Consider the following 26,766-nt stretch of genomic DNA (forward strand, 5'->3'; position numbering starts at 1 on the left):
AAGCCGCCGGAGCCACCATCTATGACGCAGAAAAAGTTTTTCGGCCATCCGCCGCAGCTTTCCAATCTCTTCCATATCGAATTGTGGGAGCGTTTTTCGTTTTACGGGATGCAGGCGATCCTGATGATCTACCTATATTACGCGGCGGACAAAGGCGGGCTGGGCATCGACGAATCGCTGGCCGGCGCCGTGGTCGGCGCCTACAGTGGCAGCGTGTATCTGGCCACCGTCGGCGGCGGCTGGCTGGCCGACCGCGTGCTGGGCAGCGAGCGCACACTGTTTTGGTCGGGCGTGGTGGTGATGGCCGGCCACATCGTGCTGGCGCTGCTGCCCGGTGTGGCGGGGCTGGTGGGCGGCCTGATTCTGATTGGCGCGGGCAGCGGCGGGGTGAAGGCGTCGGCCGGCACCATGGTCGGCTCGCTGTATGAGAGTGAAGACACCCGGCCGCTGCGCGACGCGGGTTTTTCGATTTTCTATATCGCCATCAATATCGGCGCGCTGCTGGGGCCGCTGCTCACCGGCTGGCTGCAGGTAAACTACAGTTTCCACCACGGCTTCGGCGCGGCGGCGGTGGGCATGGCCTTCGGCCTGTGGCAGTACGGCCGCGGGCGCGGCAGGCTGCCCAAAAGCGAAGTGCCCAACCCGCTGCCGGCCGGCCGGCGCAATCTGGTACTGGGGCTGGTGCTGGCAGCCGTCGTTGCAGTGGTGCTGCTGGTGCGTGCCGACGTGCTGAACGTGCAGAATTTCTCATCGGCACTCAGCATACTGGTGCTGACGATTTCGCTGCTGTATTTCGCGTTTCTGCTGACCAACCGCAAAGTTAGCGCCGGCGAAAAACGCCATATCGCCGCCTATATTCCGCTGTTTGCCGCGCTGTGCGTGTTTTGGGCGCTGTGGTACCAGGTTTACACTTCGGTAACGGTGTATTTCGACAAAACCGTGCTGCGGCAGGTGGTGGCGCCCGAGTGGCTGCGCGGCTGGGCGCCGCTGACGGCTCTGGGCGTCGATCCGGCCAGCGGCCGCTTCGAAATTCCGGTGGGCTGGCTCGCGTCGCTGCAGGCGATGTGGGTGATTGCGCTCTCGGGCGTGATGGCGGCGCTGTGGAGCAAAATGGGGCGCTTCCAGCCCAAAGCGCCGCTTAAGTTTGCGCTGGCGCTCTTGGGCGTGGGCGCGTCTTATCTGTGCTTCGTGCCCTACGTCCATTCCGGCGTGCCGCTGCCGCTGATGCTGTTTTCGCTGGTGATTCTGGCGATTACCGTGTCGGAATTGCTGATTTCGCCGATTTCGATGTCGCTGATTACAAAAATCGCCCCCGCGCACTTTAAAACGCAGATGGTCGCCTTAAATTACCTGGCGTTTTCGCTGGGCTTCACGCTCGGCGGCAAGCTGTTCCACACTTATTACGAAGCGCTGGGACAGGAGCGCTTCTATATGATGCTCGGCACCATCGGGCTGGCCGCCGGCGCCGTGATGCTGCTGTGCTCGCCCTTCCTGAACCGGATGATGAACCAACTCGATTAAACGAAAGGACCACACCCAATGACCACTCCCGCCCAACGTCTCGCTGCCCTGCGCGCAGCGATGAAACAGCACCAACTCGACGCTTGGATTATCCCCTCCGCCGACCCCCATCTCTCCGAATACCTGCCCGAGCACTGGCAGACCCGCAGCTGGGTTTCCGGTTTTACCGGCTCGGTCGGCACGCTGGCGGTAACCGAAAACGAAGCCACCCTGTGGGCGGACAGCCGTTATTGGGAGCAGGCTGAAAAACAACTGGCCGGCAGCGGCATCCGTTTGGAAAAACTCGGCTTCGGCCGCACCCATATCGACTGGCTGGCCGAAGTGCTGCCGGCAAACGCCGCCGCCGGCATCGCGCCCGACATGCTCTCTGCCGCCGGCCTGAAGCAGCTTCAGGCTGCCTTCGCCGCCAAAAACATCACCCTGCGGCTGGAAGACGACATCGTTAACGGCTTCTGGAGCGACCGTCCCGCGCTGCCCGATGCGCCCGTTTTCATCCACGAAGCCGTCTATACCGAAGAGAGCGCCGCCGAAAAACTGGCGCGCGTGCGCCAATTTATGCGCGACAAAGGCGCCGACCACCATCTGGTGTCTTCGCTCGACGACATCGCCTGGATCACCAATCTGCGCGGCGGCGACGTCGATTACAACCCGGTGTTCCTGTCGCACCTGCTGATTGATGCCGAGCGCGCCGTATTGTTTATCGACAGCGCCAAGCTCGGCGCCGCCGAACAGGCCTGGCTGCAGGAAGCCGGCATCGCCACCGCGCCTTATGCCGATGCCGCTGATGCCGTGTCCGCCCTTTCAGGCTGCCTGATGTACGATTCGGGCAAAGTGGCGGTATCGGTAGTCGGCCGCCTGCCTGAGAGCGTGCGCCTGATCGACCACATCAATCCCAGCACCCTGTTCAAATCGGTGAAATCCGACAAAGAAGTCGAATACATCCGCCAAGCTATGATTCAGGACGGCGCCGCCCTGTGCGGCTTCTTCGCCGAGTTCGAGCGCCGCATCGCCGCCGGCGACAAACTCACCGAGCTGGATGTCAGCGATATGCTCATCGAGCACCGCAGCCGCCGCGAAGCCTATGTTTCCCCCAGCTTCGGCACCATCGCCGGCTACCGCGAAAACGGCGCCCTGCCGCACTACAGCGCCACGCCCGAAGCCTTCAGCCCGCTCGATGGCAGCGGTCTGCTGCTGATTGACTCCGGCGCCCAGTACAAAACCGGCACCACCGACATCACCCGCGTGGTGTCCGTGGGCGAGCCGACTGCCGAACAAAAACGCGATTTCACGCTGGTGCTCAAAGCCCACATCGCCCTGGCCTGCGCCGTGTTCCCCGAAGACACCAAAGCGCCGATGCTGGACGCCATCTGCCGCGCCCCGCTGTGGCAGGCGCAATGCGACTACGGCCACGGCACCGGCCACGGCGTCGGCTACTTCCTGAACGTTCACGAAGGCCCGCAGCTGATTGCCTACCAGGCATCGGTGCTCTCGCCGCACCACGCGATGAAAGCCGGTATGATCACGTCCAACGAACCCGGCCTTTACCGCCCGGGCAAATGGGGCATCCGCATCGAAAGCCTGGTGGTCAGCCGCCCCGTGGCGCAACCGGCGGAAACCGAGTTCGGTCGTTTCCTGTATTTCGAAACCGTAACCATGTGCCCGATCGACACCCGCCTGGTTGAGAAATCCCTGCTGAACGACGCCGAAACCGCCTGGCTCAACCAATATCACGCCACCGTGCGCGCCAAGCTCGAACCGCTTACCGAAGGCGAAGCCAAAACCTGGCTGATTGAGCGCACCCAAGCGATTTAAAAACATCTGCCCAAGGCAGCCTGAAAGCGTCTTTCAGGCTGCTTTTTTACCTCTGTCGGTGTCCATCTTGACAGCCCACCGCCGCGCTCCTAATATCCGCGCCGCCCCGCTAGGGGCGTTTTTTTACAACAACAATCAAAGGAACACGACATGAGCGAACAATGGCTCCCCACCCTGATTACCGAAACCCCGCAGGCCGGCTTCGAGCTGGCGGTTACCCTGAGCCGCCGCGGCGTCAAAACCACCCAGCCCGACGTTGAAGTGCTGAAAAAACTGCGCTCGGTTTACGCCAACGACGCCGACAGCCTGACCGCCGCTTCGCAGGTTATCGCCATCAACTTCCAAACCATCGCCGCCGCCAACAACTACTGGCGCGGCTAAGCCGGCAACGGAACCAACCGACGGCGCAAAGGCAGCCTGAAAGGGGAAATCCCTTTTCAGGCTGCCTTTCTTTTGCCCAAGAATAGGGCAAGCGGCTATAATCGCGCCCGCCCTTGGGGGAGTAGCCATCCGCGCGGCAGCGCCGCCGGAGCCTGTGTCAACATCATTGCCTTTGGGCGTGGCGCAGGCATCTTTATCAAGCCGTAAAGACAGGCAAGACTTAAGGCATACCGTTTGCGCCGTGCGGGGCAGACGGTGTGTCTTTTTCTTTGCCCGCACGGTTCGGAGTTCCTGATGGAAGCCTTTCCTTCCTCGACTTTCGGCGTCTTTATCGCCGAAATCGGCGACAAAACCCAGCTGCTGACTTTGTTTCTCGCCGCGCGTTTCGCCGATAAAAAAGCGGTGATCGCCGGCATTTTTGCCGCCACCCTGCTCAACCACCTGCTCTCGGCCGTGCTCGGCGTGATGATCGCGTCGCGCATTGCGCCGGAAATCGTGAAATGGACGGTGGGAATGAGCTTTATCGCCGTCGGCCTGTGGCTGCTGGTACCGGACAAGGACGACGACGGCGACCGCTGCCGCTGGCTGAAATACGGCGCCTTTTTCGCCACGCTGGTGCTGTTTTTCCTGGCCGAAATCGGCGACAAAACCCAAATCGCCACGGTGCTGCTGGCCGCCCGCTACGACGCCTGGCCGGCGGTGGTGGCCGGTAGCGTAATCGGCCTGATGGCGGCCAATGTGCCGGTGGCTTACTGCGGCGAGCTGGTGGCGAAAATCCCCGCCCGCGCGGTACGCATCACCGCCTGCGCCGTTTTCTGCGTGCTGGGCGTGCTGACCCTGCTGGGCGCGGGGCTGACGCTGTAAACGGGCGTTTGCCCCAAGCAGCCTGAAAACCGGATGGCGCGGACAAAGCGCAAAAAAGCAGCCTGAAAACGTTTTTTCCGTTTTCAGGCTGCTTTGGGTTTGGGATTGGTGTTTTCAGGCTGCCTTGATTTGGCCAAGGCAGCCTGAAAAGCGGAGCGCTCAGGCCTTGCCGATAATCTGCAGCATTTGGGCGAGGATTTTCGGGTTGGCGGCAACGATGTCGCCGCTTTCCAGCCAGCCGCTTTCGCCGGCGGGGTCGGTTACGATGCCGCCCGCTTCCTGCACGATCAGGGCGCCGGCGGCGATGTCCCAGGGTTTTAGGCCGAACTCGAAAAAGCCGTCGAAGCGGCCGGTGGCCAGCGTGCACAAATCCAGCGAGGCGGCGCCTTCGTGGCGGATGCCGGCGGCTTTTTGGATAAAGGCTTTGAGGGCGGCAAGGTAGTTGTCGAGACCGCTGTGGTCGGTTACCGGAAAGCCGGTGCCGATGATGCAGCGGTTGATTTCGGTGCGCGCGGCCACGCGGATGCGGCGCTCGTTCAGGCGGGCGCCTTTGCCGCGCGAGGCGGTGTAGATGTCGTTGCGCTCGGGGGCGTAAACCAGCGCTTCCTGCAGTACGCCTTTGTGCAGCAGGGCGATGGAAACGGCGTATTGCGGGTGGCCGTGCAGGTAGTTGGTGGTGCCGTCCAGCGGGTCGATAATCCATTCGTATTCGGCGCGTCCGCTGCCGCGGCTGCCGCTTTCTTCGGCGCTGATGCGGTGGTGGGGGTAGGCTTCGCTGATCAGGTCGACAATCAGCGCTTCGGCCTGGCGGTCGACGTCGGAGACGAAATCGTTGGCGGCTTTGTGATCCACGCGCAGGCTGTCGAGGTTGTTGGCGGCGCGCAGCATCAGGTCGCCGGCTTTGCGGGCGGCTTTGTAGGCGATGTTGAGGGCGGGGTTGAGCTGGCTCATGGCGAATCTTTCGGGTAGGCGGTTGGGCGGGTGCCGGCGGCGCTGCGCTTTTCAGGCTGCCTGAAAAGCGGTACAGGCGAAACGGGCGGGCAAAAAAGCGGCGGATTATATAGCGAATGCGGCCAAGTCTCCATAGCGCCGGGAGCGTTTTCAGGCTGCTTGGGACGGGGTTTTCAGCGGGCTTTCAGGTCAAACCGTTTTCAGGCTGCCTGCGTGAAAGGCAGCCTGAAAACGGCGGACGGTGTTACAGCGCGGGCATCGGCTCTTTGGGCGAGTCTTTTTCGGGGAAGCTGAGCACGGTTTTGTCCTGATAGTCGATCAGCACGCGGCCGCCCTGCGCCAGGCGGCCGAACAGCAGTTCGTCGGCGAGTGCCTGGCGGATTTCTTCCTGAATCAGGCGGCGCATCGGCCGCGCGCCCATCTGCGGGTCGAAGCCTTTGTCGGCCAGATGGCGGCGCAGCTCGTCGGTGAACGTGGCTTCGACCTGTTTTTCCAGCAGCTGCTGTTCGAGCTGGAGCAGGAATTTGTCCACCACGCGGCCGATAACGGCGGGGGTGAGCGGGGCGAAGGGAATCACGGCGTCGAGCCGGTTGCGGAACTCGGGGGTGAAGGTTTTTTTGATGGCGGCCATTTCGTCGCCGGCTTCGCGTTTGGCGGTGAAGCCGAAACCGTTGCCGCTGAGCGCTTCGGCGCCGGCATTGGTGGTCATAATCAGGATGACGTTGCGAAAATCGGCGCTTTTGCCGGTGTTGTCGGTGAGCCGGCCGGCGTCCATCACCTGCAGCAGAACGTTGTAGATGTCGCGGTGGGCTTTTTCGATTTCGTCGAGCAGGAGCACGCAGTGCGGGTGTTTGCTGACGGTTTCGGTCAGCAGTCCGCCCTGGTCGAAGCCGACGTAGCCCGGCGGCGCGCCGATCAGGCGGGAGACGGCGTGCGGCTCCATGTATTCGGACATATCGAAGCGCTCCAGCGGCACGCCCAGCGAGAAGGCGAGTTGTTTGGCGACCTCGGTTTTGCCCACGCCGGTGGGGCCGGAAAACAGGAAGCAGCCGATGGGTTTGTCGGGCAGGCCGAGACCGGAGCGCGACATTTTGACGGCGGCGGCCAGCGCATCGACGGCGGCATCTTGGCCGAAGACCATGTTTTTCAGGTTGCGTGCGAGATGGCGCAGGATTTGTTTGTCGTCATGGGACACGGTTTTTTCGGGAATGCGGGCGATTTTGGCGACGGTTTGCTCGATTTCGCCGCGGCCGATTTCGCCGCTGCGGCTTTCAGGCTGCATGATGCGCTGGGCGGCGCCGGCTTCGTCGATAACATCGATGGCTTTGTCGGGCAAAAAGCGGTCGGAAATGTGGCGGGCGGAAAGCTCAGCGGCAGCCTGAAGGGCGTCTTCGCTGTAGCGCACGCCGTGGTGGCTCTCGAAGGCGGGCTGCAGGCCGCGCAGGATATCGACGGTTTCGGCCACGCTGGGCTCGCCGATGTCGATTTTCTGAAAACGGCGGCTTAAGGCGTGGTCTTTGCTGAATATGGTGCGGTATTCGTTGTAGGTGGTGGCACCGATGCAGCGCAGCCGGCCTTTGGCCAGCGCCGGTTTGAGCAGGTTGGAAGCGTCCATGTGGCCGCCGGCGGTTTCGCCCGCGCCGATCAGGGTGTGGATTTCATCGACGAACAACAGCGATTTGGGCTGCTGCGCCAGCTCTTTGAGCACGGCTTTGATGCGGGCTTCAAAGTCGCCGCGGTATTTGGTGCCGGCCAGCAGGGCGCCCATGTCGAGCGAAAAAACGGTGTGGCCGGCCAGCACTTCGGGCACCTGCTGGTTTTCGATGCGGTAGGCCAGCCCTTCGGCCAGCGCGGTTTTGCCGACGCCGGCTTCGCCCACCAGCAGCGGATTGTTTTTGCGGCGGCGGCACAAAACCTGCACCAGCCGCTCCATTTCGGCTTTGCGGCCGATTAAGGGGTCAATGCGGCCGGCGCGCACTTCCTGGTTGAGATTGACGGTGTAGGCATCCAGCGGCTTGGCGGCGGGCGGCAGGTCTTCGTCGTCTTCGCCATCGCCGTCGTAAGCGGTGTCTTCTTCGTCGGTCAGGCCGTGGGAGAGATAGCGCAGCAGCTTGTAGCGGGTGAGCGACTGCAGCTGCAGAAAATAGGAAGCGGGGCTGTCTTTTTCGTCGAGCACCGCCACCAAAAGATCGGCCGCTTCCAAAGGCTCCTGCGAAGACTGCTGCTTGTGGATGATGGCGCGCTGCATCACCCGCTCGAAACCGGCGGTCGGCTGCGGCTCGCGGCTGCTGCCGGCCGGCAGCAGCGGGGTGTTTTCGCTGATGCTCTCCTGCAGCTGTACCGCCAGCAGGGCGGTGTCCACGCCGCAGGCGTCAAGGGTTTCCGCCACTTTGGACGAATGCTGCAGCAGGCCGAGCAGCAGCTGCTCCAGTCCGACCAGTTCGTAGCGTTTTTCTTTGGTGTCGTGGTAGAGACGCTCGATTACTTCTTCCAACTCTTTGCTGATCATCAGATCTCCTCAACAATGCACATCAGCGGGTGGCCGGCCGCTTCGGCCAGCGACAGTACCTGCTGCTGTTTGGTTTGCGCGATGTCGCGCGTGTAGGTGCCGCACAGCCCCCGCCCTTCGGTGTGCACCTGCCACATCACGCGCTCGGCGGTATCTTCGGGCAGCAGGAAAATTTCAACCAGCACCGCCACCACGAAATCCATCGGCGTGTAGTCGTCGTTGAGCAGGAAAACGCCGAAGCGTTTGGGCGGGGCGGTTTTTTCGCGGGTGGTTTGCAGTAATTCGGGGGAGAGGCTCATTTTGTGTCGGCGATTGTTGTATTTTGTTTCATTTTAATGAAAAAACCGCTTTTGCCCAAACAAAACTTGACGCAGGCGCCCAACACAGGTAAAAAGCCCGACAGCAAAAGCGCGCCGTACAGAAAAGCCTGTTTTGAGCGTTAAACCGAATGAAACTGAATTTTTTGGCAGCCGCGGATTTGCTTTTTTTTGTTTAATTTTTGTAGAAAGTAGCATCACATGGCAACAGGTATTGTTAAATGGTTTAACGACGCCAAAGGCTTCGGTTTCATCACTCCCGACGAAGGCGGCGAAGATTTGTTCGCCCATTTCTCCGCCATCAATATGGAAGGTTTCAAAACCCTGAAAGAGGGTCAGAAAGTTTCCTTTGATGTCACCACCGGCCCCAAAGGCAAACAGGCTGCAAACATTCAGGCTGCCTAAGCACCCCTGAAATTTGCACACCGGAAACACCGGGCAAAGGCAGATTGCAAAATCTGCCTTTTTGCTTTTTCAGGCTGCCGCAAAGCCCCGCGGCAGCGGCTTTTCCCTTGCAAAGCGCCGTGTTTTTGGTATGATGCCCCGCAGCTTCGGCACAAGGCCGCCGCGCCCTTTGCGCGCTGCCCGAGCCGGCGCTTCAAGAAAAACACCGCAGTCCGCGCATTCCGTTTTCAGGCTGCCTGAAACGGATTTTTCCGCATCTTTCATCTATGGAGAACCCGCTATGAAAACCCCAATCCGTGTTGCCGTAACCGGCGCCGCCGGCCAAATCGGTTATGCCCTGCTGTTTCGCATCGCTTCGGGCGAAATGCTCGGCAAAGACCAGCCCGTGATTCTGCAGCTTTTGGATCTGCCGCAGGCGCAAAACGCCGTTAAGGGCGTGATGATGGAATTGCAGGACTGCGCTTTTCCGCTGCTGGCCGGCATGATCGCCACCGATGATCCCGAAGTAGCGTTTAAAGACGCGCAAATCGCCATTCTCGTCGGCGCCCGTCCGCGCAGCAAAGGTATGGAGCGCGCCGATTTACTGCAGGCCAACGCGCAGATTTTCACCGTGCAGGGTGCCGCGCTCAACAAAGTGGCCGACCGCAACGTTAAAGTGCTGGTAGTCGGCAATCCCGCCAACACCAACGCCTACATCGCCATGAAGTCCGCCCCCGATCTGCCGGCGAAAAACTTCACCGCCATGCTGCGTCTCGATCACAACCGTGCCGCCAGCCAGATTGCCGAGAAAACCGGCAAGGCCGTTGCCGACATCGAAAAACTGTGCGTTTGGGGCAACCACTCGCCCACCATGTACGCCGACTACCGCTTCGCCACCATCGGCGGCCAGAGCGTGAAAGACATGATTAACGACCAGGACTGGAATGCCAACGTCTTTTTGCCCACCGTCGGCAAACGCGGCGCCGCCATTATCGAAGCGCGCGGCCTGTCTTCCGCCGCATCTGCCGCCAACGCCGCCATCGACCACATCCGCGACTGGGTGCTGGGCACCAACGGCAAATGGGTAACCATGGGCATCCCGTCCGACGGCTCCTACGGCATCCCCGAAGGCACCATTTTCGGCTTCCCCGTTACCTGCGAAAACGGCGAATACAAGTTGGTGCGCGATTTGGAAATCGACGACTTCAGCCGCGAGCGCATCAACATCACGCTCAAAGAGCTGGAAGACGAAAAAGCGGGCGTGGCGCATCTGCTGTAAGTCCGCGGTACATCCGGTAAATCGAATTGAAACGGCTTTCAGGCTGCCTGAAAGCCGTTTTTTAGCGGCTAAAAGCAGCCTGAAAGTTTTCAGGCTGCCTTTGGGTGCGGTTTGGAATTAAGCGACGTCGTTGCGCGAAGCAATAACCTTGTCGATCAGGCCGTATTCGGCGGCGGCCTGGGCAGACATGAAGTTGTCGCGGTCGGTATCGCGCTCAACCCGCTCCAGCGGCTGGCCGGTGTGCTGGGCGAGCAGGCGGTTGAGCGTGTCTTTCATTTTCAAAAGCTCGCGGGCGTGGATTTCGATATCGGACGCCTGTCCGCCCAAACCGCCGCCGATCAGCGGCTGGTGGATCATCACACGGCTGTGGGGCAGGGCGAAGCGTTTGCCTTTGGCGCCGGCGGCCAGCAGCATCGCGCCCATGCTGGCGGCCTGGCCCAGACACAGGGTCTGCACGTCGGGCTTGATGAAGTTCATGGTGTCGTATATCGACATGCCGGCGGTTACGCTGCCGCCGGGGCTGTTGATGTAGAAATAGATGTCTTTGTCGGGGTTTTCGCTTTCGAGAAACAAAAGCTGCGCCACCACCAGATTGGCGGTGTGGTCGTTAACTTCGCCGACCAGAAAGATAATCCGTTCTTTGAGCAGGCGCGAGTAGATGTCGAAGGCGCGTTCGCCGCGGCCGCTCTGTTCGATAACGGTGGGAATCAGGGTATTGTTGCGGATGTCGGGAATCATATCGTTTCCTTGCTGCGGGTTGGTCGGGAATGGGAGAAGCGGCTTTTCAGGCTGCCGCTAAAACGGGAAAAGCACCGCGGCCAAATGGCTGCAGGGTCTGCTGCAGGTTTCGGGCGGCGGTGCTTCGGCTTTCAGGCTGCCTTTTCAGGCTGCTTTAGGCGGCGGCCATGATTTCGTCAAAAGACAGGCTTTTTTCGGTGGTTTTGGCTTTGCCCAGTACGAATTCGACGACGTTGTTTTCCAGCGCCAGATTGGCCACGCCACTCAAGCGGTTGCGGTCGGCAAAGTACCATTCGGCCACTTCTTCGGGGTCTTCGTAGCTTTCGGCGAATTCCAGCACCAGCTTGCGGATTTGTTCGTCGCTGGCGTGCAGTTTGTTTTCTTCAACGATAACCGGCAGCAGCAGACCGAGTGCCACGCGTTCGGCGGCGCGCTCGGCAAACATCTCGGCGGGCAGGTTGAGCTGGGCGGGATCCATGCCTTGCGAAGCCAGGTTTTTCTTCATTTCTTCGGCCAGGCGGGCGGCTTCTTCGTTCACCAGCACCTGCGGCAGCGGGAAGTCGTGGCTTTGGCGCAGCGCGGCCATTACCGCGTCACGGTTTTTGCCGTCCACGCGGCGTTTGACTTCGCGGGCAACGTTTTTGCGGACTTCTTCGCGCATTTTCACGGTGTCGCCGTCTTCAATGCCCAGCGCGCGGGCGAACTGCTCGTCCACTTCGGGCAGCACGGGTTCGGCGACATTGTGCAGGGTGATGGCGAAAACGGCGGTTTTGCCGGCAACGTCTTTACCGTGGTAGTCGTCGGAGAATTTGACTTCAACGTCTTTGCTTTCGCCTTCTTTCAGGCCGCTGACGCCGGCTTCGAATTCAGGCAGCATCTGGCCTTGGCCGAGTACGAAGGGGTAGTTTTTGGCGCTGCCGCCTTCAAAGGGGATGCCGTCGATGGTGCCGGCAAAGTCGATGATGACGCGGTCGTCGTTTTGCGCGGCGCGCTCGACGCGGTTGTAGCGGGTGCGCTGTTTGCGCAGGATGTCGATGGTTTTGTCCACTTCGGCATCGCCCACTTCGGCGGTGGTTTTTTCTATTTCCAGCGCGGAGAGGTCGCCGACTTTGATTTCGGGATAGACTTCGTACACGCACACGGCTTGGAAGGAATCGGCGTTTTCCTGGTTTTCAACCGGTTCGATGCCGGTCAGGGCGGCCACGCGCAGGTCTTCGCCTTTGACGGCTTCTTCAAAGGCTTCGCGCACGGCGTCGTTCAATACGTCGTTCTGGATGCCGGCGCCGTACATGGAGGCGACCATTTTCAGTGGTGCTTTGCCGGGGCGGAAGCCGTCGATGCGCACGCGGCGGGCAGTCTGCTTCAGGCGGCGGTCGGTTTCGGCGTTTACCGCTTCCCATGCCACGGTAACGGTGGTTTTGCGTTCCAGAGGGTTCACTTGTTCGGTTGTTTCGCTCATGGCGGCCTTTCTCAATTTAGCGTTCGGTGGTTTCAAAAACGCGCGAGTTTAGCACAATAAAAGTTTTTCAGGCAGCCTGAAAACACATAAAATACCCGTTTTTTCATGCACGGGCAGCACCGCGAGATGCTCAGTTACCGCCACTCCTTCCATGCCGGCAACCATGCCGACATGCTCAAACATTTCACCCTGTTTCTGACGCTGGAATATTTCGGCCGCAAAGACAAACCCTATTGGTATATCGACACCCATGCCGGCGCCGGACTGTACGCGCTCGATTCCGGTTTCGCGCAAAAATTGGGCGAATACCGCGACGGCTGGCTGCGTGTGCGGCAGGCGGAAAAACTGCCGGCCGATCTGGCGCGTTTTGCCGATTTCGTGGGCGAAAGGCAGCCTGAAAACCGCTATTGCGGCTCGCCGTGGCTGGCCGCCGGGCTGCTGCGGCCGGACGACCGCATCCGCTGTTTTGAAATGCACCCGGCCGACTTTCCGCTGCTGGAACAGACGCTTGCTTCCGCCGGCCGCCGCGCCCAAGTCCGCTGCGAAGACGGCTACGGCGGACTGCTGTCGCTGCTGCCGCCGCCGCCGCGCCGCGCCGTGGTGCTGGTCGATCCGCCCTATGAGGAAAAGCAGGACTACCGGCGGGTGGTCGATACGCTGAAAGCCGCGCTTAAGCGCTTTGCCACCGGCTGCTATCTGGTGTGGTATCCCTGTTTGAGCCGTGCCGAAAGCCGGACGTTGCCGGAAAAACTGGCGGCGCTCTCGCCCAAATCGCTGCGCGCCGAACTCCACGTCCGCCGCCCGCAGGCCGACGGCTTCGGCATGCACGGCAGCGGCATGTTCGTTATCAACCCGCCTTATGTGCTGGCGGCGCAGCTGCGCGAAAACCTGCCTGCGCTGACGCGGCTGCTGGCGCAGGATACAGACGCGCATTTCGTGCTGGAAACGCAGGGTTTGGATTGAACGGCACGCGCCGAAAGGCAGCCTGAAAACCCGGCGGCGGTTTTATCGAGCGGCAAAACGGCATGGCAAAGGGTTTGATGGTTTTCAGGCTGCTTTTCCGGGTTGGAAAAGCAGCCTGAAAGTTTTGTTGAAGGCGTTTGGAATGGTGCCGCTGTTTAGGCGCTGCGTTTGGCTTGGGGCAGGGCGCCGTTTTGCAGGGCGCTGAAGCAGGTGTCGAGAATGCGCTCGGCGGCGGGCAGGATGTCGAACTGCCCGGGATTGCAGTTCCAAATGCCGATCAGGCCGGCCACGCAGCTTTGCAGATACAGGGTGGACAGCTCGAGATCGGTGTCGGCCGGCAGCAGGCCGCGCTGGTGGCACAGCTGCATCACGCTGCGGATTTGGCCGTGGCCGATTTCGTAATATTTTTCCACCAGCTCGGTAATCGCCTGGTTGGCGGGGCTGGCTTCGCATTTCATATACAGCACGTTGCAGAATTTTTGGTGTTTTTCGTCCTGCGCCATGCGCCGGAAAATGCCGAGTATGCTTTGGCGCAGATGCGCCCACAGATTGTCGGAGGCTTTGGCTTCGTCGGAGTCGAAAGGCTCGACCAGCGGGGTGAAGTAGCAATGGAACAGGGCGTCGAACAGGTCTTCTTTGTTTTTGAAATGCCAGTAGAGCGCGCCGCGGGTTACGCCGGCTTCTTGGGCAATTTCCTGCAGCGAGGAGCGGGTTACGCCGTTGCGCCAGAATACTTCCAGCGCCGCGTCCAGCAGGTGCTGGCGGGTTTTTTGGGCTTCGATTTTGGTTTTGCGCATGGTGGTTTGTGGTGCTTGGTTAAGAAATGGTAAAGACTGAATCTGCCATACAGGCTTGTATGTATAATGCCGCGTTTTTGACAGAATGTAAAACCCCGATGCGCTGCCCGAGAGCTTTTTTCAGGCAGCCTGAAACATTTAAAAACCTTGTTAAACAATCTATTGAAAATCAGGAAAAATAAAATGACCCACTCATCACGCGGCCGGCGCCTGACAGTGCTGGCGTTGTTGCTGCCGCTGGCATTGGCGGCCTGCCCGAATAAAAACGAAGAGCGGCAAAAGCAAATCGCCGAAAAAACGGCGCAGCTGCAGCCTGAAGTTTCGGTGCTGACGGTAAAAGCCGAAGACGTGCTGCTGGAAACCGTGCTCGGCGGCCGGTTGGAAGCGGTGCGCACCGCCTACATCGTGCCGCAGGTCAGCGGCATCGTGAAACGCCGCCTGTTTGAAGAAGGCTCGTTCGTTAAAGCCGGCCAGCCGCTTTACCAGCTTGACGATGCCGCCTACCGCGCCAATCTGGAAAGCGCCCGTGCGTCGCTGCTGTCTGCCCAGGCTGCGCTGGCGAAAGCCAATGCCGATGTGTCGCGCTACCAGCCGCTGGTGCAGGCCGATGCCATCAGCCGCCAGGAGTGGGATGCGGCGCTTACTGCCAAGCGTTCGGCCGAAGCGCAGGTGAAATCGGCGCAGGCGGCCATCAATGCGGCGCAGGTCAATGTGAACCATGCCTATATCACCGCGCCGATTGCCGGCATCATCGGCGAATCGAAAGTCAGCGAAGGCGCGCTGGTTACCGCCAACAGTACCCAGATGGCGCTGATCCAGCAGAACGACCCGATGTATCTCAATATCCAGCAGTCGGCCAACGATATGCTGAAACTGCGCCAGCAGCTTTCCAGCGGCGAGCGCGTGCTCAACGAAGCGATCGAAGTCGGCGTTGAATTTGAAGACGGCAGCGAATACCCGCACAAAGGCCGCCTGCTGTTTACCAACACTACGGTGGACGAGAGTACCGGCCAGGTTAATCTGCGCGCAGCGATTCCCAATCCGAACCTGATTCTGATGAGCGGGCTGTATGTGCGGGTGAAACTGCCGGTATCCGGCGTGCTCAATGCCTATGTGGTGCCGCAGCGTGCGGTTACCCGCGGCAAAACCGACACCGTAACCATTGTCAATGCCCAAGGCGGCTTCGAGCCGCGCACGGTGAAAATCGTGGCGCAAAAGGGCGACAGCTGGGTCATCAGCGAAGGCCTGAAAGACGGCGATAAAGTGGCGGTGGACGGCACCATGATCGCGGGCATGCTCCATTCCAAGAGCGTGAAAACCAAAGAATGGCAGCCTGAAAAGAAAGAAGCCGCATCCGCGCCCGCCACTGCGGTTCAGGCTGCTTCCGCTCCGGCTGCTGCGGCGTCCGCGCCCGCAGCTTCGGTGCCGGCATCCGCACCGGCCGCATCGTCAGCCCAATAAACGGAGTGGAACATGGCAAGATTCTTTATTGACCGCCCGATTTTCGCCTGGGTGATTTCCATCTTTATCATCTTGGCGGGTATTTTGGGCATCCGCAGCCTGCCAGTATCGCAATATCCTTCGGTGGCCGCACCCACCATCAGCCTGAACGCGACCTATCCGGGCGCTTCGGCGCAGGTCATGGAAGACAGCGTGCTGGCGGTGATCGAGCGCAGCATGTACGGCATCGAGGGCTTGGACTACATTTCCACGTCCGCCGACTCCAGCGGCAGCGGTTCGGTATCGCTGACCTTTACGCCGAAAACCGACGAAGACGTTGCCCAGCAGGAAGTGCAGAACAAGCTCTCCGAAGTGCTGAGCACGCTGCCGGCCACCGTGCAGCAGTATGGTGTCAAGGTTTCCAAATCGCGCTCCAACTTCCTGATGGTGCTGTCGCTGGACTCGCAAACCCAGGAAGTCGCCGATATGGCCGACTACGCCCAGCGCAACATCATCCCCGAGCTGCAGCGCGTCGAAGGCGTGGGTGCGGTGCGCATGTTTGCCGCCCAACGGGCGATGCGCATATGGGTTGATCCGCAGAAACTCAAAGGCTACAACCTGTCCTTTACCGACGTTTCCGCCGCGATCAACGCGCAAAACGCGCAGATTTCCGCCGGCTCGCTCGGCGCTCTGCCGGCAGTGGAAGGGCAGGGCTTTACCGCCACCATTACCGCTGAAGGCCAGCTCAGCACGCCCGAAGAGTTCGGCAACATCATGCTGCGCAGCAACAGCGAGGGCGGCAACGTCTATCTGAAAGACGTCGCCCGCATCGAGTTGGGCTCGGAAAGCTACGCTACTACCATGCGTCTGAACGGCAAACCGGCGGTGGGCATTGCGGTGATGCTCTCCAACAGCGGTAACGCCACCGCCACCGCTGCCGCCGTTAAAGCGCGGATGGAAAAGCTGAAGGAATTCTTCCCCGGCGACATGCAGTGGAAAGCGCCTTACGACACTTCGATTGCCGTCGATATTTCGATTGAGAAAGTGGTGCATACGCTGGTTGAAGCGATGGTGCTGGTGTTTATCGTGATGTTTGTCTTCCTGCAAAACATCCGCTATACCCTGATTCCGGCGATTGTGGTGCCGATTTCGCTGTTGGGCGCGTTTGCCGGCATCTACTATTTCGGCATGTCGATCAACGTGCTGACCATGTTCGCGATGGTGCTGGTGATCGGTATTGTGGTGGACGATGCCATCGTGGTGGTGGAAAACGTCGAAAGGATTATGTCGGAAGAAGGACTGGCGCCGCTGCCGGCCACCAAAAAGGCGATGAGCCAGATTACCGGTGCGGTTATCGGTATTACTGCCGTGCTGATTTCGGTGTTTATCCCGCTGACCCAGTTTGAAGGCGCGGTGGGCAATATTTACCGCCAGTTTGCCGTTACCATGATTCTGGCAATCGCCTTCTCCGCCTTTTTGGCGCTGACGCTGACCCCCGCCCTGTGCGCCACCATGCTCAAGCCGGTGGAAAAAGGGCATCATTTGGAAAAACGCGGCTTCTTCGGCTGGTTCAACCGCATGTTTGACGCCGGCAACAAACGCTATGAAGGCGTTGTCGCCAAAACCCTGCGCAATTCTGCCGCCTCGATGGTGATCTGGCTGGCCGTCGGTGCCGGTGCGGTGTGGATGTATGCCCGCCTGCCCGAATCTTTCCTGCCGGTTGAAGACTCCGGCAACTTTATGGTCAGCGTGCAGCTGCCGGCCGGCGCCTCCAAAGCGCGTACCGACAAAACCATCGAAGCGGTGGAAAAAGTGGTGATGGCCAAAGAAGAAGTAGAGAGCATCATCACGGTATCCGGTTTCAGCTTTTCAGGCAGCGGCCAGAACATGGCCATCGGCTTTGTATCGCTCAAAGACTGGGACGAGCGCCCCGGCCTGATCCATTCGGCCAGCATCGTTGCCCAAATGCTGATGGGCGAACTGATGACCAGCGGCGCCGTCAAAGACGGCTTCGCGCTGGCAGTCAACCCGCCCGCCATCCGCGAGCTGGGTAACGGCGGCATCGAGTTCTACCTGCAGGATCGCAACAACAGCGGTCACGCCGAACTGATGGCCAAGAGTAACGAACTGCTGGCGAAAATGAGCCAGAACCCAATGTTCTCCGGCCCGCGCAACAACGGCCTGCCCGACTCGCCGCAGCTCGAGCTGGAAATCGACCGCAAAGCGATGGCGGCGCAGGGCATCAGCATGACCAGTGTGCGCGCCACCCTTGCCGCAGCCCTGGGCGGCAGCTATGTCAACGACTTCCCCAACAACGGCCGCCTGCAGAAAGTGATGGTTCAGGCCGAAGCATCCGCCCGTATGCAGGAAGAAGACGTGCTCCAGCTTACCGTGCCCAACGGCAGCGGCCAGGCCGTTCCCCTGTCGTCCTTTGTCAAAGCCAAATGGGTGCCGGGCGTCGAGCAGAGCCTGCGCTTTAACGGCTATCCCGCCGTGCAGATGAGCACCCAGGTCGGCAACGGCTCCACCGGCCAGGCGATGGCCGAAATCGAGAAAATGGTCAAAGACCTGGGTGGCGGCTACAGCGTCGAATGGCAGGGCCAGTCGCGCGAAGAAGCCAAAGGCTCGTCGCAAAAGCTGATGCTCTACGGCTTTGCCGCGCTGTCGGTATTCTTGGTGCTGGCCGCGCTGTATGAAAGCTGGTCGATTCCCTTTGCCGTGCTGCTGGTTGCCCCGCTGGGTCTGTTCGGCGTCGTGTTTGGCGTTGCCAGCCGCAACCTGTTCAACAACAGCGTCGGCATACCGGTGGCCTTTGCCAACGACATCTATTTCACCGTCGGCATGATTACCGTGATGGGTCTGAGCGCCAAAAACGCCATTCTGATTATCGAGTTTGCCAAAGACCTGCAGGCCGAAGGCAAAAGCGCGCTGGCCGCGGCACTCGAAGCGGCGCACCTGCGCTTCCGTCCGATTCTGATGACTTCGTTTGCCTTTATTTTGGGCGTGGTGCCGCTATACTTCGCTTCTGGCGCCAGCTCCGGCAGCCAGAGCGCCATCGGTACCACCGTATTCTGGGGTATGACCATCGGCACCCTGTTGTCGGTATTCCTGGTGCCGGTGTTCTACGCCGTGGTGCGCGGCCTGTTTAAGCCGACCAAGCACGAGCTGGAAGTGGCCGCCGCCAATGCCCACCTGCACAGCGAAAGCCACCAAGATTCCGACAGCCACAACCCTTAAACCTTTTCAGGCTGCCTGAAACCAGGCAGCCTGAAAGAGAAAGGACAACCATGAAAACCACATTCAAACCCGTCCTGCTGGCCGTCAGCACCGCCGCCGTTTTGTCGGCGTGCAATCTGGCGCCCAAATACCAGCAGCCCAAAGTCGATCTGCCCGCCGAGCAGTTCCGCTACGACGCCCGCGACAACGGCGTCCGCGCCGCCGCCGTCGGCTGGCAGGACTACTTCGCCGATCCGCGCCTGCACCGCCTGATCGAAATCGCCCTGAAAAACAATACCGACCTGCGCACCGCCAGCCTGAACGCCGAGCAGGTGCGCACCCAGTACGCCATCGCCCGCGCCGACCGCTTCCCCGGCTTGAACGGCAACGGCAGCGCCACCCGCAGCGGCAACGCCAATGGCGCCGGCAACGCTTTCAGCGCCGGTTTGGGCATCGCCTCCTTCGAGCTCGACTTGTGGGGCAGGGTGCGCAACACCAGTCAGGCCGCGCTGCAGAGCTACTTCGCCAGCACCGCCGCCCGCGACGCCACCCATCTGAGCCTGATTTCCAGCGTCGCCAAAGCCCACTTCAACGAAATCTACGCCGAAGACGCCATGAAGCTGGCGCAAAACGTGCTCGACAGCCAGCAGGAAACCTACCGTCTGGCCAAGCTGCGCCACAAAGCCGGCGTGATTTCCGCCATCGACCTGCGCGAGCAGGAAACCGTGATTGAAAACGCCAAAGCCTCCTACGCCGCCGCCGTCCGCGCCCGCGAGCAGGCACGCAACGCCCTCGAGCTTCTGATCGCGCAGAAACTGCCCGACGATCTGCCCCGCGCCCTGCCGCTGGCACAGCAGTTCAATATCCGCAACCTGCCCGCCGGCCTAAGCTCCGAAGTGCTGCTCAACCGCCCCGACATCCGCGCCGCCGAGCACAACCTGCGTCAGGCCAACGCCAATATCGGTGCCGCCCGCGCCGCTTTCTTCCCCACCATCGGTCTCACCGGCAACGCCGGCTTCAGCAGCAGCGAACTGAGCAATCTGTTTGAATCCGGCAGCCGCAACTGGTCGATCGGCGGCGTAATCAGCGTACCGATTTTCAACTGGGGCAAAACCAAGGCCAATCTCGATGCCGCCAAAGTCGCCCAGGAAAAAACCATCGTCGCCTACGAAGCCGCCGTGCGCAGCGCCTTCCGCGACGTGGCCGACGCCCTGGTGGCGCGCGCCGCGCTCAACAGCCAGTACCAGGCCAACAGCGCCCAGGCCAAAGCCCAAGCCGAACGCCTGCGCCTGATCCGCCTGCGTTACAAACACGGCGTTTCCAGCTCGCTCAACCTGCTCGACGCCCAGCGCGGCAGCTATTCGGCTGACAGCACCCTACTGTCCACCCGCCTGAATATGGCCGAGAACCTTGCCGATCTCTACAAAGTGCTCGGCGGCGGTCTCAAGCGCTACACCCAGGACGACGAACAGGTGCGCGCCCAGCTCAAAGCAGTCGGCGACGCCCGCGCCGCCGAGAACGGCAGCAGTGCCAGCGCCCCGCAGCAGCAGTAAACACCCACCCCGACAAGGCAGCCTGAAAACCGGTTTTTTGGTTTTCAGGCTGCCTTTGGTTTTCAGTTGTAGCTTGGGTCGCGATCCAACATATCTTTGGCATCGGAAAATGTTGGGTTTGGCAACCCAACCTACCTATTGGGGCGTAGGGGAAGGGAGCAAGGTATGCGGCGGGATGGCGTTTCAGGCTGCCTGAAAGGCTGTTTTGCGTAAGCCCGCGTAAATTTACCGAGAAAATTGTCGGCCTATGGCGTATTGTGCGGCGGGTTTTGCTAAAATCCGCCCTTTGCGTCCGCTGGTGCCGTTTCGGTCTGCGGGTGCCCGCACACAAGCCGCAGGCAGCCTGAAGCTGTCCGCCCGTTTTCTGGCCGTGCCGCCGCCTGTATCGGCGGCCGTTTGGCGCAGGCGGACGGCGCCGATACGGGTTTTCAGGCTGCCGCAATACCACAAAATACAAGGATTTTTTATGCTGTTATGGCTGGCCAAGTTCAGCAACTGGTTCTCGGTGCTGAATGTTTTCCACTACACCACCTTCCGCGCGGTGATGGCGGCGCTGACGGCGCTGGCGTTCAGCCTGATGCTCGGGCCGTGGACGATCCGCAAGCTGACGGCGCTGAAGGCTGGGCAGGCCATCCGCAGCGACGGCCCGCAGACGCATCTGGTCAAAGCCGGCACGCCGACGATGGGCGGGGTGCTGATTCTGCTGTCGATTACGTTTGCCACGCTGCTGTGGGGCAATCCGTCCAATCCTTATCTGTGGATTCTGATCGGGGTGCTGCTGGGCACGGGTGCGCTGGGTTTTTACGACGACTGGCGCAAGGTGGTTTATAAGGACCCCAACGGCGTGTCGGCGAAATTCAAAATGGTGTGGCAGACGGTGGTGGCGCTGGCCGCCGGCGCGCTGCTGTTTTATGTTGCCCGCTCGGGGGCGACCAATATCCTGATCGTGCCTTTTTTCAAGCAGGTGGCGCTGCCTTTGGGCGTGGTCGGCTTTGTGGTGCTGGCGTATTTCACCATTGTCGGCACGTCCAATGCGGTGAATCTGACCGACGGCCTGGACGGGCTGGCGGCGTTTCCGGTGGTGCTGGTGGCCGGCGGGCTGGCGGTGTTTGCCTACGTTACCGGCCACGTTAAGTTTGCCGGATATCTGCAGCTGCCTTTCGTGCCGGGCGCCAACGAAGTGGTGGTGTTCTGCGCGGCAATGTGCGGCGCCTGCCTTGGCTTTTTGTGGTTCAATGCCGCGCCGGCGCAGGTGTTTATGGGCGATGTCGGCGCGCTGGCGCTGGGCGCGGCGCTGGGTACCGTAGCGGTAATCGTGCGCCAAGAATTTGTATTGGTCATCATGGGCGGCCTGTTTGTGGCGGAAGCCTTGTCGGTGATGCTGCAGGTGGGCTGGTACAAGAAAACCAAAAAACGTATCTTCCTGATGGCGCCCATCCACCACCACTTCGAGCAAAAGGGCTGGAAGGAAACGCAGGTGGTGGTGCGCTTTTGGATTATCACCATCGTGCTGGTGCTGGTCGGTCTGAGTACGCTGAAAATCCGTTAGGCAGCCTGAAAACCCGTTTCAGGCTGCTTGGTTGAACATAAGGAGAAACGCTATGTTGGATGCTTTGATGCTGCTGGTGTTCGGCAAACTGCAGGAGCATGTATACGAAGAAACGTCGCGCGCCTGGCAGTGGGCGCTGGCCTATACGCTGTTTGTTCTCGGCGGCCAGCTGTTCGGCGGCAATGCCAATCTGCTTGCCCTGCTGATCAGCGCGGTGCTGGTTTTTCTTTATGCCTGGGCGTATTTCGGCCTGCTGCGCTATTTTGTCGACAGCCTGATGGTATGGCTGCTGGTGTATGTCGGCGGTGCGCTGCTGCCGCTGCTGATTGCCCTGAAGCTGATTGCTGCGGCGCAGCCTTGAGATGCAGCCTGAAAACAAGGACGCACAAATGTCTTCTTCTTCGGAAAATAAGATTCAAACCGCGATTTGGATGATCGGCATGGCGCTGTTCGGCGCCTTCGGCTATTGGGGCTGGAAGTTTATCGACGCCGCCGGCAAAAGCGCCGAAGGCCTGCAGGCCGGGCAGGGTGCTTCGGCGGCGTCGCAGATGCGCTCGGGCGGCGACGGCTTTGCGCCCGCATCGGCTTCGGGCATCAACTACGGGTCTTCGGCCGAGAGCGTCAGCAGCGGGCAGGACGTTGCCATCGAAGCGGGCGAGTTTTCCTACCGCAACGGCCGCCCGCGCGTGCTGCTGTCGCTGCGTAACAGCGGCAGTTTCGCCGTATCGTCGGTGTATGTGAGCCTGACGCTGTATCTCGACGGCAAGGCCGATGCCAAAGCCGTCGGCATTCCGGTGAAACTGTCCAGCCTGCTCGCGCCCGGTGGCGAAACCGTAATCGCCGTGCCGCTGGATGACGAAAAATGGTGGCGAGATGCCGTGCGCCAGGCCGGCTCGCGACGGATGACGGCACAGATTGTCGCGGTGGGCGACGGCAGCTATCAGGACATCGACTACCCGCAAACCGGCGCCGCGGTTTCCCTGAGCCAAACCGCCAACGAATGGGATACGCCCGCCGAAATTCCTGCACCACGTCCCGACAATGGCGAAGCGCGGCGGCCGGAGCGCATAATCGACAGCGAACCGCGCATCGACATGCCCGCGCCGAAAGCCCCGCCGCCGGCCGAGCCGGCCGAGAGCAGCGGCCGCCGCGTGCAGCGCGCCGGCACCCGCATCGATTTGAACGACGACGAAGCCGTTTCCCGCCTGCCCGACGAGCCGGGCGTGATTTCGGTAGAAGTGCAGGAAGGGCGCAAATAGCCCGGCTGTTTCAGGCAGCCTGAAAGCAAATACCAACACGGATTAAAACCAACAGCATGAACTGGCAAAACCGACACATTCTGGTCGCCGGCATCGGCGGCAGCGGCGTTTCGATGATCGCCTATCTGCGCGAAGCCGGCGCCGCCGTTGCCGCCTACGACGAAAACCTGCCGCCCGAGCGCCGCAGCGCGCTCCAAGAGCGTTTTCCGAATCTGGACTGCTTTTCAGGCAGCCTGAAAGACGCGCTGGACAATGGTTTCGACACGCTGGCGCTCAGCCCCGGCATCAGCCGCCGGCAGCCTGAAATCGCCGCTTTTGAAGCGCGCGGCGGCCGCGTGCTCGGCGATGTCGAAATTCTGGCGCAGATTCTTGCGAAGCGCGGCGATCCGGTGATCGCCATCACCGGCAGCAACGGCAAAACCACGGTAACCAGCCTGGTCGGCCACCTGTGCCGCGAAAGCGGGCTGGATACCGTGGTGGCCGGCAACATCGGCCTGCCGGTGCTGGAAGCCGAAATGGCGCGCGGCGGCAAAAAAGCCGACGTGTGGGTGCTCGAACTCTCCAGCTTCCAGCTCGAAACCACCAGCAGCCTGAATGCCGCCGCTGCCGCGGTACTCAATATTTCCGAAGATCATCTCGAGCGCTACGACGATCTGCTCGACTACGCCCACGCCAAAGACCGCATCTTTCGCGGTAGCGGCGTGCAGGTGCTCAACGGCGACGATGTGTTCTGCCGCGCCATGCGCCGCAGCGGCCGCCGCGTCGAATGGTTTTCGCTGAAGCAGCCTGAAAATTATTGGTTTGACGAGTCTGCAGGCAGCCTGAAAGCCGGCGGCGACACTTTGCTGGCACAATCGCAAGTGCCGCTGCAGGGGCAGCACAATCTGGCCAACGTGCTGGCAGCGCTGGCGCTGTGCGAAGCCATCGGCATCGAACGCGCCGAACTGCTGCGCCATGTTGCCAGTTTCAAAGGCCTGCCGCACCGCGTGGAAAAAATCGCCGAGAAAAACGGCATCGACTTTATCGACGACAGCAAAGGTACCAATGTCGGCGCCACCGCCGCAGCGGTGGCCGGCCTGAACCGGCCGCTGGTGCTGATAGCCGGCGGCCAGGGCAAGGGGCAGGACTTTGCGCCGCTGGCGGCTGTCCTTAAAGACAAGGCGCGCGCGGTGTTTCTGATCGGCATCGACGCGCCGAAAATCGCTGCCGATCTGGCCGCCGCCGGCATTACCGGCGAATTTTGCGCCGACCTACCCGAAGCGGTGCGCCGCGCCTATGCCGCCGCCCGCAGCGGCGATGCCGTTTTGCTGAGTCCGGCCTGCGCCAGTCTGGATATGTTCCGCGGTTATGCCCACCGCTCCGAAGTATTTGCCGCCGCCGTCGCCGCCCTTTAAGGCAGCCTGAAAGCGTTTCGCCCGCCCCGTATTGGCCCTTTATGAATCCGATTACCCGCTTTTTCCACTACTGCTCCGACGAGTCCAACCTGTTTAACCGCAACCTGCAGAAAAACGGCGACGTTTACGACCAAACCCTGCTGTGGGTGCTGCTCGGCCTGCTGGGGCTGGGGCTGGTGATGGTGTTTTCCGCATCCGCATCGCAGCTCGATCCCCACAATTTCGACCAGCGTACCGTGTATCTGTTCAAGCAGGCCAAGTTCGTGCTGTTCGGGCTGGTGCTGTGCGCCTATTTGATTGCGAAGGTGCCGATGTGGATTTGGCAGCGCTTGACCAAATACATTTTGGTAATGCTGCTGCTGCTGATGTGTTTCGTCCCCTTTTTGGGCGAAACGGTAAACGGCGCCCGCCGCTGGCTGTCGCTGGGTTTTATCAAAATCCAGCCCAGCGAGCTGTTTAAGCTGGTAACGATTATGTATATGGCGAGCTTTCTGAAGCGCAAGCTCAACGTGCTCGACGACTTCAAGCGCGTCAGCTGGGTGGCGCTGCCCACCGGTGTCGGCATCGGCCTGATTTACGCTACCCGCGACTTGGGATCGGCGCTGGTGGTGTTTGCGATTGTGGTGGCGCTGCTGTTTATCGCCAACCTGCCGTGGCGCTGGTTTTTGTTGATTCTGGGCGCCGGCGTTTCGCTGGCGGTGCTGGTGATCGCCACCACCGATTTTCGCCTGCGCCGCTTCGAAGTGGCGCTGACGCCGTGGATTGATGCTAACGGCACCGGCTTTCAGGGACTCGGTTCGCTGCTGTCGATGGAAAGCGGCGGCCTGTTTGGCAAGGGTTTGGGCAAGGCGATTTTCAAACGCGGCTTCCTGCCCGAAGCGCATACCGACTTTATCTTGGCGGTAATCGGCGAAGAATTGGGGCTGATAACGGTGGCGCTGTTGATTTTCACCTATCTGTGGATTGTGTGGCGCGCGCTGAGCATCGGCAAAATGGCGCGCGACCAAAACATGTATTTCAACGCCTTTATCGCCACCGGCATCGGCGTGTGGGTGGCGGCGCAGAGCTTTATCAATATCGGCGTCAACATCGGCCTGCTGCCCAACAAAGGGCTGACCCTGCCGCTGGTTTCCTACGGCGGCTCGTCGCTGCTGGTGATGATGGCGGCCTTTACCATGCTGCTGCGCGTCGATTACGAAACCCGCCGCAGCATGCGCGGTTACGACGACGTGCTCGACCCGCGCGACAGAAAGCAGGCGCAGCCCGAAGCAAGGGCGCAAGGAGCGAAAACATGAGCAAAACTTCCCCCACCTTTATGCTGATGGCCGGCGGCACCGGCGGCCATATTTTCCCCGCGCTGGCGGTAGCGGCGGCGCTCAAAGAACGCGGCTGCAACGTAGTATGGCTCGGCAGCAGCGGCAGCATGGAAGAGCGGCTGGTGCCGCAGCACGGCATCACGCTGGAAACGGTGGCGATGAAAGGCGTGCGCGGCAACGGCCTGCTGCGGCTGGCCGCGCTGCCGTGGATGCTGTTTAAGGCCGTGCGCGCCGCCCGCGCCGCCCTGCGCCGCCATCAGGTCGATGCCGTGATCGGCTTCGGCGGCTTCGTTACCTATCCGGGCGGCGTTGCCGCGCGCTCGCTGGGGCTGCCGCTGATTGTCCACGAGCAAAACGCGGTGGCCGGCTTGGCCAACCGCAAGCTGGCGAAAACGGCGGCGCGGGTGCTGTACGCCTTTCCGCAGGCCTTCCCCAACCGGCCCGACGGCCTGGTCGGCAATCCGGTGCGCGCCGATATTGCTGGTCTGCCCGCACCGCAGGAGCGCTTTGCCGGCCGCGAAGGCAGCCTGAAAATCTTTGTGGTCGGCGGCAGCCTGGGCGCACGCGCGCTCAATACCATCGTGCCCGCTGCGCTGGCGCTGCTGCCCGAAGAGCGGCGGCCGCAGATTGTCCACCAGTCCGGCCGCGGCAATCTCGAAGCGTTACAGGAAGCCTACCGCCAGGCCGGCGTAGCGGCCGAGTGCGTTGAGTTTATCGACGACATGGCCGCGGTGTACCGCGATGCCGATTTGCTCATCTGCCGCGCCGGCGCGCTGACCGTTGCCGAGCTCACCGCCGCCGGCGTCGGCGCGCTGCTGGTGCCCTTCCCGCAGGCGGTGGACGACCACCAAACCGCCAACGCCCGCTTTATGGTGTCTGCCGAAGCCGGCCTGCTGCTGCCGCAGGCGCAGCTTGATGCCGCCCGTCTGGCCGCGGTGCTGGCCGGACTCGACCGCGCCGCCTGCCTGCGCTGGGCGCAAAACGCCCGCACGCTGGCGATGCCCGACAGCGCCGAGCGCGTCGCTGATGCCGCGCTGGCCACCGTCAGGGCAGCCTGAAAAAAG

At 61.1% G+C, this 26,766-nt stretch carries 22 protein-coding genes; 16 read left to right on the top strand and 6 right to left on the bottom strand.

Going from position 1 to position 26,766, the window contains the following annotated elements; genetic code table 11:
- The first annotated feature begins 21 nt into the window (after window positions 1-21).
- From OP500_RS01360 to OP500_RS01375, 4 genes are all read left to right on the top strand, one after another.
- Entirely contained in the window at window positions 22-1,521 is a 1,500-nt protein-coding gene (locus OP500_RS01360) for a peptide MFS transporter (RefSeq protein WP_274069957.1), read from the top strand.
- 18 nt (window positions 1,522-1,539) lie between these two features.
- Window positions 1,540-3,333, top strand: a complete 1,794-nt coding sequence (locus OP500_RS01365; protein WP_274069958.1) for an aminopeptidase P family protein — start codon at window positions 1,540-1,542, stop codon at window positions 3,331-3,333.
- 150 nt (window positions 3,334-3,483) lie between these two features.
- Window positions 3,484-3,714 (top strand): hexameric tyrosine-coordinated heme protein, encoded by a 231-nt coding sequence (locus OP500_RS01370; protein WP_238745279.1) that lies wholly within the window; start codon window positions 3,484-3,486, stop codon window positions 3,712-3,714.
- A gap of 294 nt (window positions 3,715-4,008) precedes the next feature.
- Window positions 4,009-4,578, top strand: a complete 570-nt coding sequence (locus OP500_RS01375; RefSeq protein WP_274069959.1) for a TMEM165/GDT1 family protein — start codon at window positions 4,009-4,011, stop codon at window positions 4,576-4,578.
- Window positions 4,579-4,737: 159 nt separating this feature from the next.
- On the opposite strand, the gene OP500_RS01380 is transcribed toward OP500_RS01375, so the two are convergent.
- The 3 genes from OP500_RS01380 to clpS form a co-directional block, all read right to left on the bottom strand.
- Window positions 4,738-5,529: an inositol monophosphatase family protein gene (locus OP500_RS01380; protein ID WP_238745275.1), complete on the bottom strand. Its 792-nt coding sequence runs from the start codon at window positions 5,527-5,529 to the stop codon at window positions 4,738-4,740.
- Between the two features lie 244 nt (window positions 5,530-5,773).
- Window positions 5,774-8,038: an ATP-dependent Clp protease ATP-binding subunit ClpA gene (clpA, locus tag OP500_RS01385; protein WP_238745273.1), complete on the bottom strand. Its 2,265-nt coding sequence runs from the start codon at window positions 8,036-8,038 to the stop codon at window positions 5,774-5,776.
- Window positions 8,038-8,337, bottom strand: coding sequence for an ATP-dependent Clp protease adapter ClpS (gene clpS, locus OP500_RS01390; protein ID WP_238745271.1), 300 nt, complete (start codon window positions 8,335-8,337; stop codon window positions 8,038-8,040). Before clpS ends, clpA begins: the two co-directional genes overlap by 1 nt.
- Window positions 8,338-8,556: 219 nt before the next feature.
- Between clpS and OP500_RS01395 the strand changes: the two genes are divergently transcribed.
- Window positions 8,557-8,760 (top strand): cold-shock protein, encoded by a 204-nt coding sequence (locus tag OP500_RS01395; protein ID WP_003785524.1) that lies wholly within the window; start codon window positions 8,557-8,559, stop codon window positions 8,758-8,760.
- Window positions 8,761-9,040: 280 nt separating this feature from the next.
- Window positions 9,041-10,018, top strand: coding sequence for a malate dehydrogenase (locus tag OP500_RS01400; RefSeq protein WP_238745269.1), 978 nt, complete (start codon window positions 9,041-9,043; stop codon window positions 10,016-10,018).
- Window positions 10,019-10,135: 117 nt separating this feature from the next.
- Here the strand turns inward: OP500_RS01400 and clpP are convergent, their stop codons facing one another.
- Both clpP and tig read right to left on the bottom strand, forming a co-directional pair.
- On the bottom strand, window positions 10,136-10,756 hold the full coding sequence (gene clpP / locus OP500_RS01405; protein WP_238745268.1) for an ATP-dependent Clp endopeptidase proteolytic subunit ClpP: 621 nt from the start codon (window positions 10,754-10,756) through the stop codon (window positions 10,136-10,138).
- A 154-nt stretch (window positions 10,757-10,910) separates the two neighbouring features.
- Window positions 10,911-12,215, bottom strand: coding sequence for a trigger factor (tig, locus tag OP500_RS01410; protein ID WP_274069960.1), 1,305 nt, complete (start codon window positions 12,213-12,215; stop codon window positions 10,911-10,913).
- 126 nt (window positions 12,216-12,341) lie between these two features.
- Between tig and OP500_RS01415 the strand changes: the two genes are divergently transcribed.
- Window positions 12,342-13,178, top strand: a complete 837-nt coding sequence (locus OP500_RS01415) for a 23S rRNA (adenine(2030)-N(6))-methyltransferase RlmJ (protein ID WP_238745266.1) — start codon at window positions 12,342-12,344, stop codon at window positions 13,176-13,178.
- Window positions 13,179-13,333: 155 nt separating this feature from the next.
- On the opposite strand, the gene OP500_RS01420 is transcribed toward OP500_RS01415, so the two are convergent.
- Window positions 13,334-13,975 (bottom strand): TetR family transcriptional regulator, encoded by a 642-nt coding sequence (locus tag OP500_RS01420; protein ID WP_274069961.1) that lies wholly within the window; start codon window positions 13,973-13,975, stop codon window positions 13,334-13,336.
- 183 nt (window positions 13,976-14,158) lie between these two features.
- On the opposite strand from OP500_RS01420, the gene OP500_RS01425 reads away from it, so the two are divergent.
- From OP500_RS01425 to murG, 9 genes are all read left to right on the top strand, one after another.
- A complete protein-coding gene (locus tag OP500_RS01425; RefSeq protein ID WP_238745264.1) occupies window positions 14,159-15,436 on the top strand; it encodes an efflux RND transporter periplasmic adaptor subunit in 1,278 nt (425 codons plus the stop codon).
- Between the two features lie 12 nt (window positions 15,437-15,448).
- Window positions 15,449-18,652 carry an efflux RND transporter permease subunit gene (locus OP500_RS01430; protein WP_238745262.1) on the top strand — a complete coding sequence of 1,068 codons (3,204 nt, stop codon included), beginning with the start codon at window positions 15,449-15,451 and terminating at the stop codon, window positions 18,650-18,652.
- A 50-nt stretch (window positions 18,653-18,702) separates the two neighbouring features.
- Window positions 18,703-20,184 (top strand): efflux transporter outer membrane subunit, encoded by a 1,482-nt coding sequence (locus OP500_RS01435; RefSeq protein ID WP_274069962.1) that lies wholly within the window; start codon window positions 18,703-18,705, stop codon window positions 20,182-20,184.
- Between the two features lie 466 nt (window positions 20,185-20,650).
- Window positions 20,651-21,733: a phospho-N-acetylmuramoyl-pentapeptide-transferase gene (mraY, locus tag OP500_RS01440; RefSeq protein ID WP_238745258.1), complete on the top strand. Its 1,083-nt coding sequence runs from the start codon at window positions 20,651-20,653 to the stop codon at window positions 21,731-21,733.
- A gap of 52 nt (window positions 21,734-21,785) precedes the next feature.
- On the top strand, window positions 21,786-22,094 hold the full coding sequence (locus tag OP500_RS01445) for a hypothetical protein (protein WP_274069963.1): 309 nt from the start codon (window positions 21,786-21,788) through the stop codon (window positions 22,092-22,094).
- Window positions 22,095-22,122: 28 nt separating this feature from the next.
- Window positions 22,123-22,992 carry a hypothetical protein gene (locus tag OP500_RS01450; protein ID WP_274069964.1) on the top strand — a complete coding sequence of 290 codons (870 nt, stop codon included), beginning with the start codon at window positions 22,123-22,125 and terminating at the stop codon, window positions 22,990-22,992.
- A 56-nt stretch (window positions 22,993-23,048) separates the two neighbouring features.
- On the top strand, window positions 23,049-24,386 hold the full coding sequence (murD, locus tag OP500_RS01455) for a UDP-N-acetylmuramoyl-L-alanine--D-glutamate ligase (protein WP_274069965.1): 1,338 nt from the start codon (window positions 23,049-23,051) through the stop codon (window positions 24,384-24,386).
- A 41-nt stretch (window positions 24,387-24,427) separates the two neighbouring features.
- Window positions 24,428-25,681: a putative lipid II flippase FtsW gene (gene ftsW, locus OP500_RS01460; RefSeq protein WP_274069966.1), complete on the top strand. Its 1,254-nt coding sequence runs from the start codon at window positions 24,428-24,430 to the stop codon at window positions 25,679-25,681.
- Window positions 25,678-26,760 carry an undecaprenyldiphospho-muramoylpentapeptide beta-N-acetylglucosaminyltransferase gene (murG, locus tag OP500_RS01465; RefSeq protein WP_274069967.1) on the top strand — a complete coding sequence of 361 codons (1,083 nt, stop codon included), beginning with the start codon at window positions 25,678-25,680 and terminating at the stop codon, window positions 26,758-26,760. The genes ftsW and murG overlap by 4 nt, the downstream gene beginning before the upstream one ends.
- Window positions 26,761-26,766 lie beyond the last annotated feature (6 nt).

The organism is Kingella sp. SNUBH-2017, assembly GCF_028680565.1.
Classification (GTDB): domain Bacteria; phylum Pseudomonadota; class Gammaproteobacteria; order Burkholderiales; family Neisseriaceae; genus Kingella_D; species Kingella_D pumchi.

Excerpts from the sequence above, each read along its gene's own strand:
- OP500_RS01360 (WP_274069957.1), top strand. The coding sequence starts at position 22 with ATGACGCAGAAAAAGTTTTTCGGCCATCCGCCGCAGCTTTCCAATCTC.
- OP500_RS01365 (WP_274069958.1), top strand. The coding sequence starts at position 1,540 with ATGACCACTCCCGCCCAACGTCTCGCTGCCCTGCGCGCAGCGATGAAA.
- OP500_RS01370 (WP_238745279.1), top strand. The coding sequence starts at position 3,484 with ATGAGCGAACAATGGCTCCCCACCCTGATTACCGAAACCCCGCAGGCC.
- OP500_RS01375 (WP_274069959.1), top strand. The coding sequence starts at position 4,009 with ATGGAAGCCTTTCCTTCCTCGACTTTCGGCGTCTTTATCGCCGAAATC.
- OP500_RS01380 (WP_238745275.1), bottom strand. The coding sequence starts at position 5,529 with ATGAGCCAGCTCAACCCCGCCCTCAACATCGCCTACAAAGCCGCCCGC.
- clpA (WP_238745273.1), bottom strand. The coding sequence starts at position 8,038 with ATGATCAGCAAAGAGTTGGAAGAAGTAATCGAGCGTCTCTACCACGAC.
- clpS (WP_238745271.1), bottom strand. The coding sequence starts at position 8,337 with ATGAGCCTCTCCCCCGAATTACTGCAAACCACCCGCGAAAAAACCGCC.
- OP500_RS01395 (WP_003785524.1), top strand. The coding sequence starts at position 8,557 with ATGGCAACAGGTATTGTTAAATGGTTTAACGACGCCAAAGGCTTCGGT.
- OP500_RS01400 (WP_238745269.1), top strand. The coding sequence starts at position 9,041 with ATGAAAACCCCAATCCGTGTTGCCGTAACCGGCGCCGCCGGCCAAATC.
- clpP (WP_238745268.1), bottom strand. The coding sequence starts at position 10,756 with ATGATTCCCGACATCCGCAACAATACCCTGATTCCCACCGTTATCGAA.
- tig (WP_274069960.1), bottom strand. The coding sequence starts at position 12,215 with ATGAGCGAAACAACCGAACAAGTGAACCCTCTGGAACGCAAAACCACC.
- OP500_RS01415 (WP_238745266.1), top strand. The coding sequence starts at position 12,342 with ATGCTCAGTTACCGCCACTCCTTCCATGCCGGCAACCATGCCGACATG.
- OP500_RS01420 (WP_274069961.1), bottom strand. The coding sequence starts at position 13,975 with ATGCGCAAAACCAAAATCGAAGCCCAAAAAACCCGCCAGCACCTGCTG.
- OP500_RS01425 (WP_238745264.1), top strand. The coding sequence starts at position 14,159 with ATGACCCACTCATCACGCGGCCGGCGCCTGACAGTGCTGGCGTTGTTG.
- OP500_RS01430 (WP_238745262.1), top strand. The coding sequence starts at position 15,449 with ATGGCAAGATTCTTTATTGACCGCCCGATTTTCGCCTGGGTGATTTCC.
- OP500_RS01435 (WP_274069962.1), top strand. The coding sequence starts at position 18,703 with ATGAAAACCACATTCAAACCCGTCCTGCTGGCCGTCAGCACCGCCGCC.
- mraY (WP_238745258.1), top strand. The coding sequence starts at position 20,651 with ATGCTGTTATGGCTGGCCAAGTTCAGCAACTGGTTCTCGGTGCTGAAT.
- OP500_RS01445 (WP_274069963.1), top strand. The coding sequence starts at position 21,786 with ATGTTGGATGCTTTGATGCTGCTGGTGTTCGGCAAACTGCAGGAGCAT.
- OP500_RS01450 (WP_274069964.1), top strand. The coding sequence starts at position 22,123 with ATGTCTTCTTCTTCGGAAAATAAGATTCAAACCGCGATTTGGATGATC.
- murD (WP_274069965.1), top strand. The coding sequence starts at position 23,049 with ATGAACTGGCAAAACCGACACATTCTGGTCGCCGGCATCGGCGGCAGC.
- ftsW (WP_274069966.1), top strand. The coding sequence starts at position 24,428 with ATGAATCCGATTACCCGCTTTTTCCACTACTGCTCCGACGAGTCCAAC.
- murG (WP_274069967.1), top strand. The coding sequence starts at position 25,678 with ATGAGCAAAACTTCCCCCACCTTTATGCTGATGGCCGGCGGCACCGGC.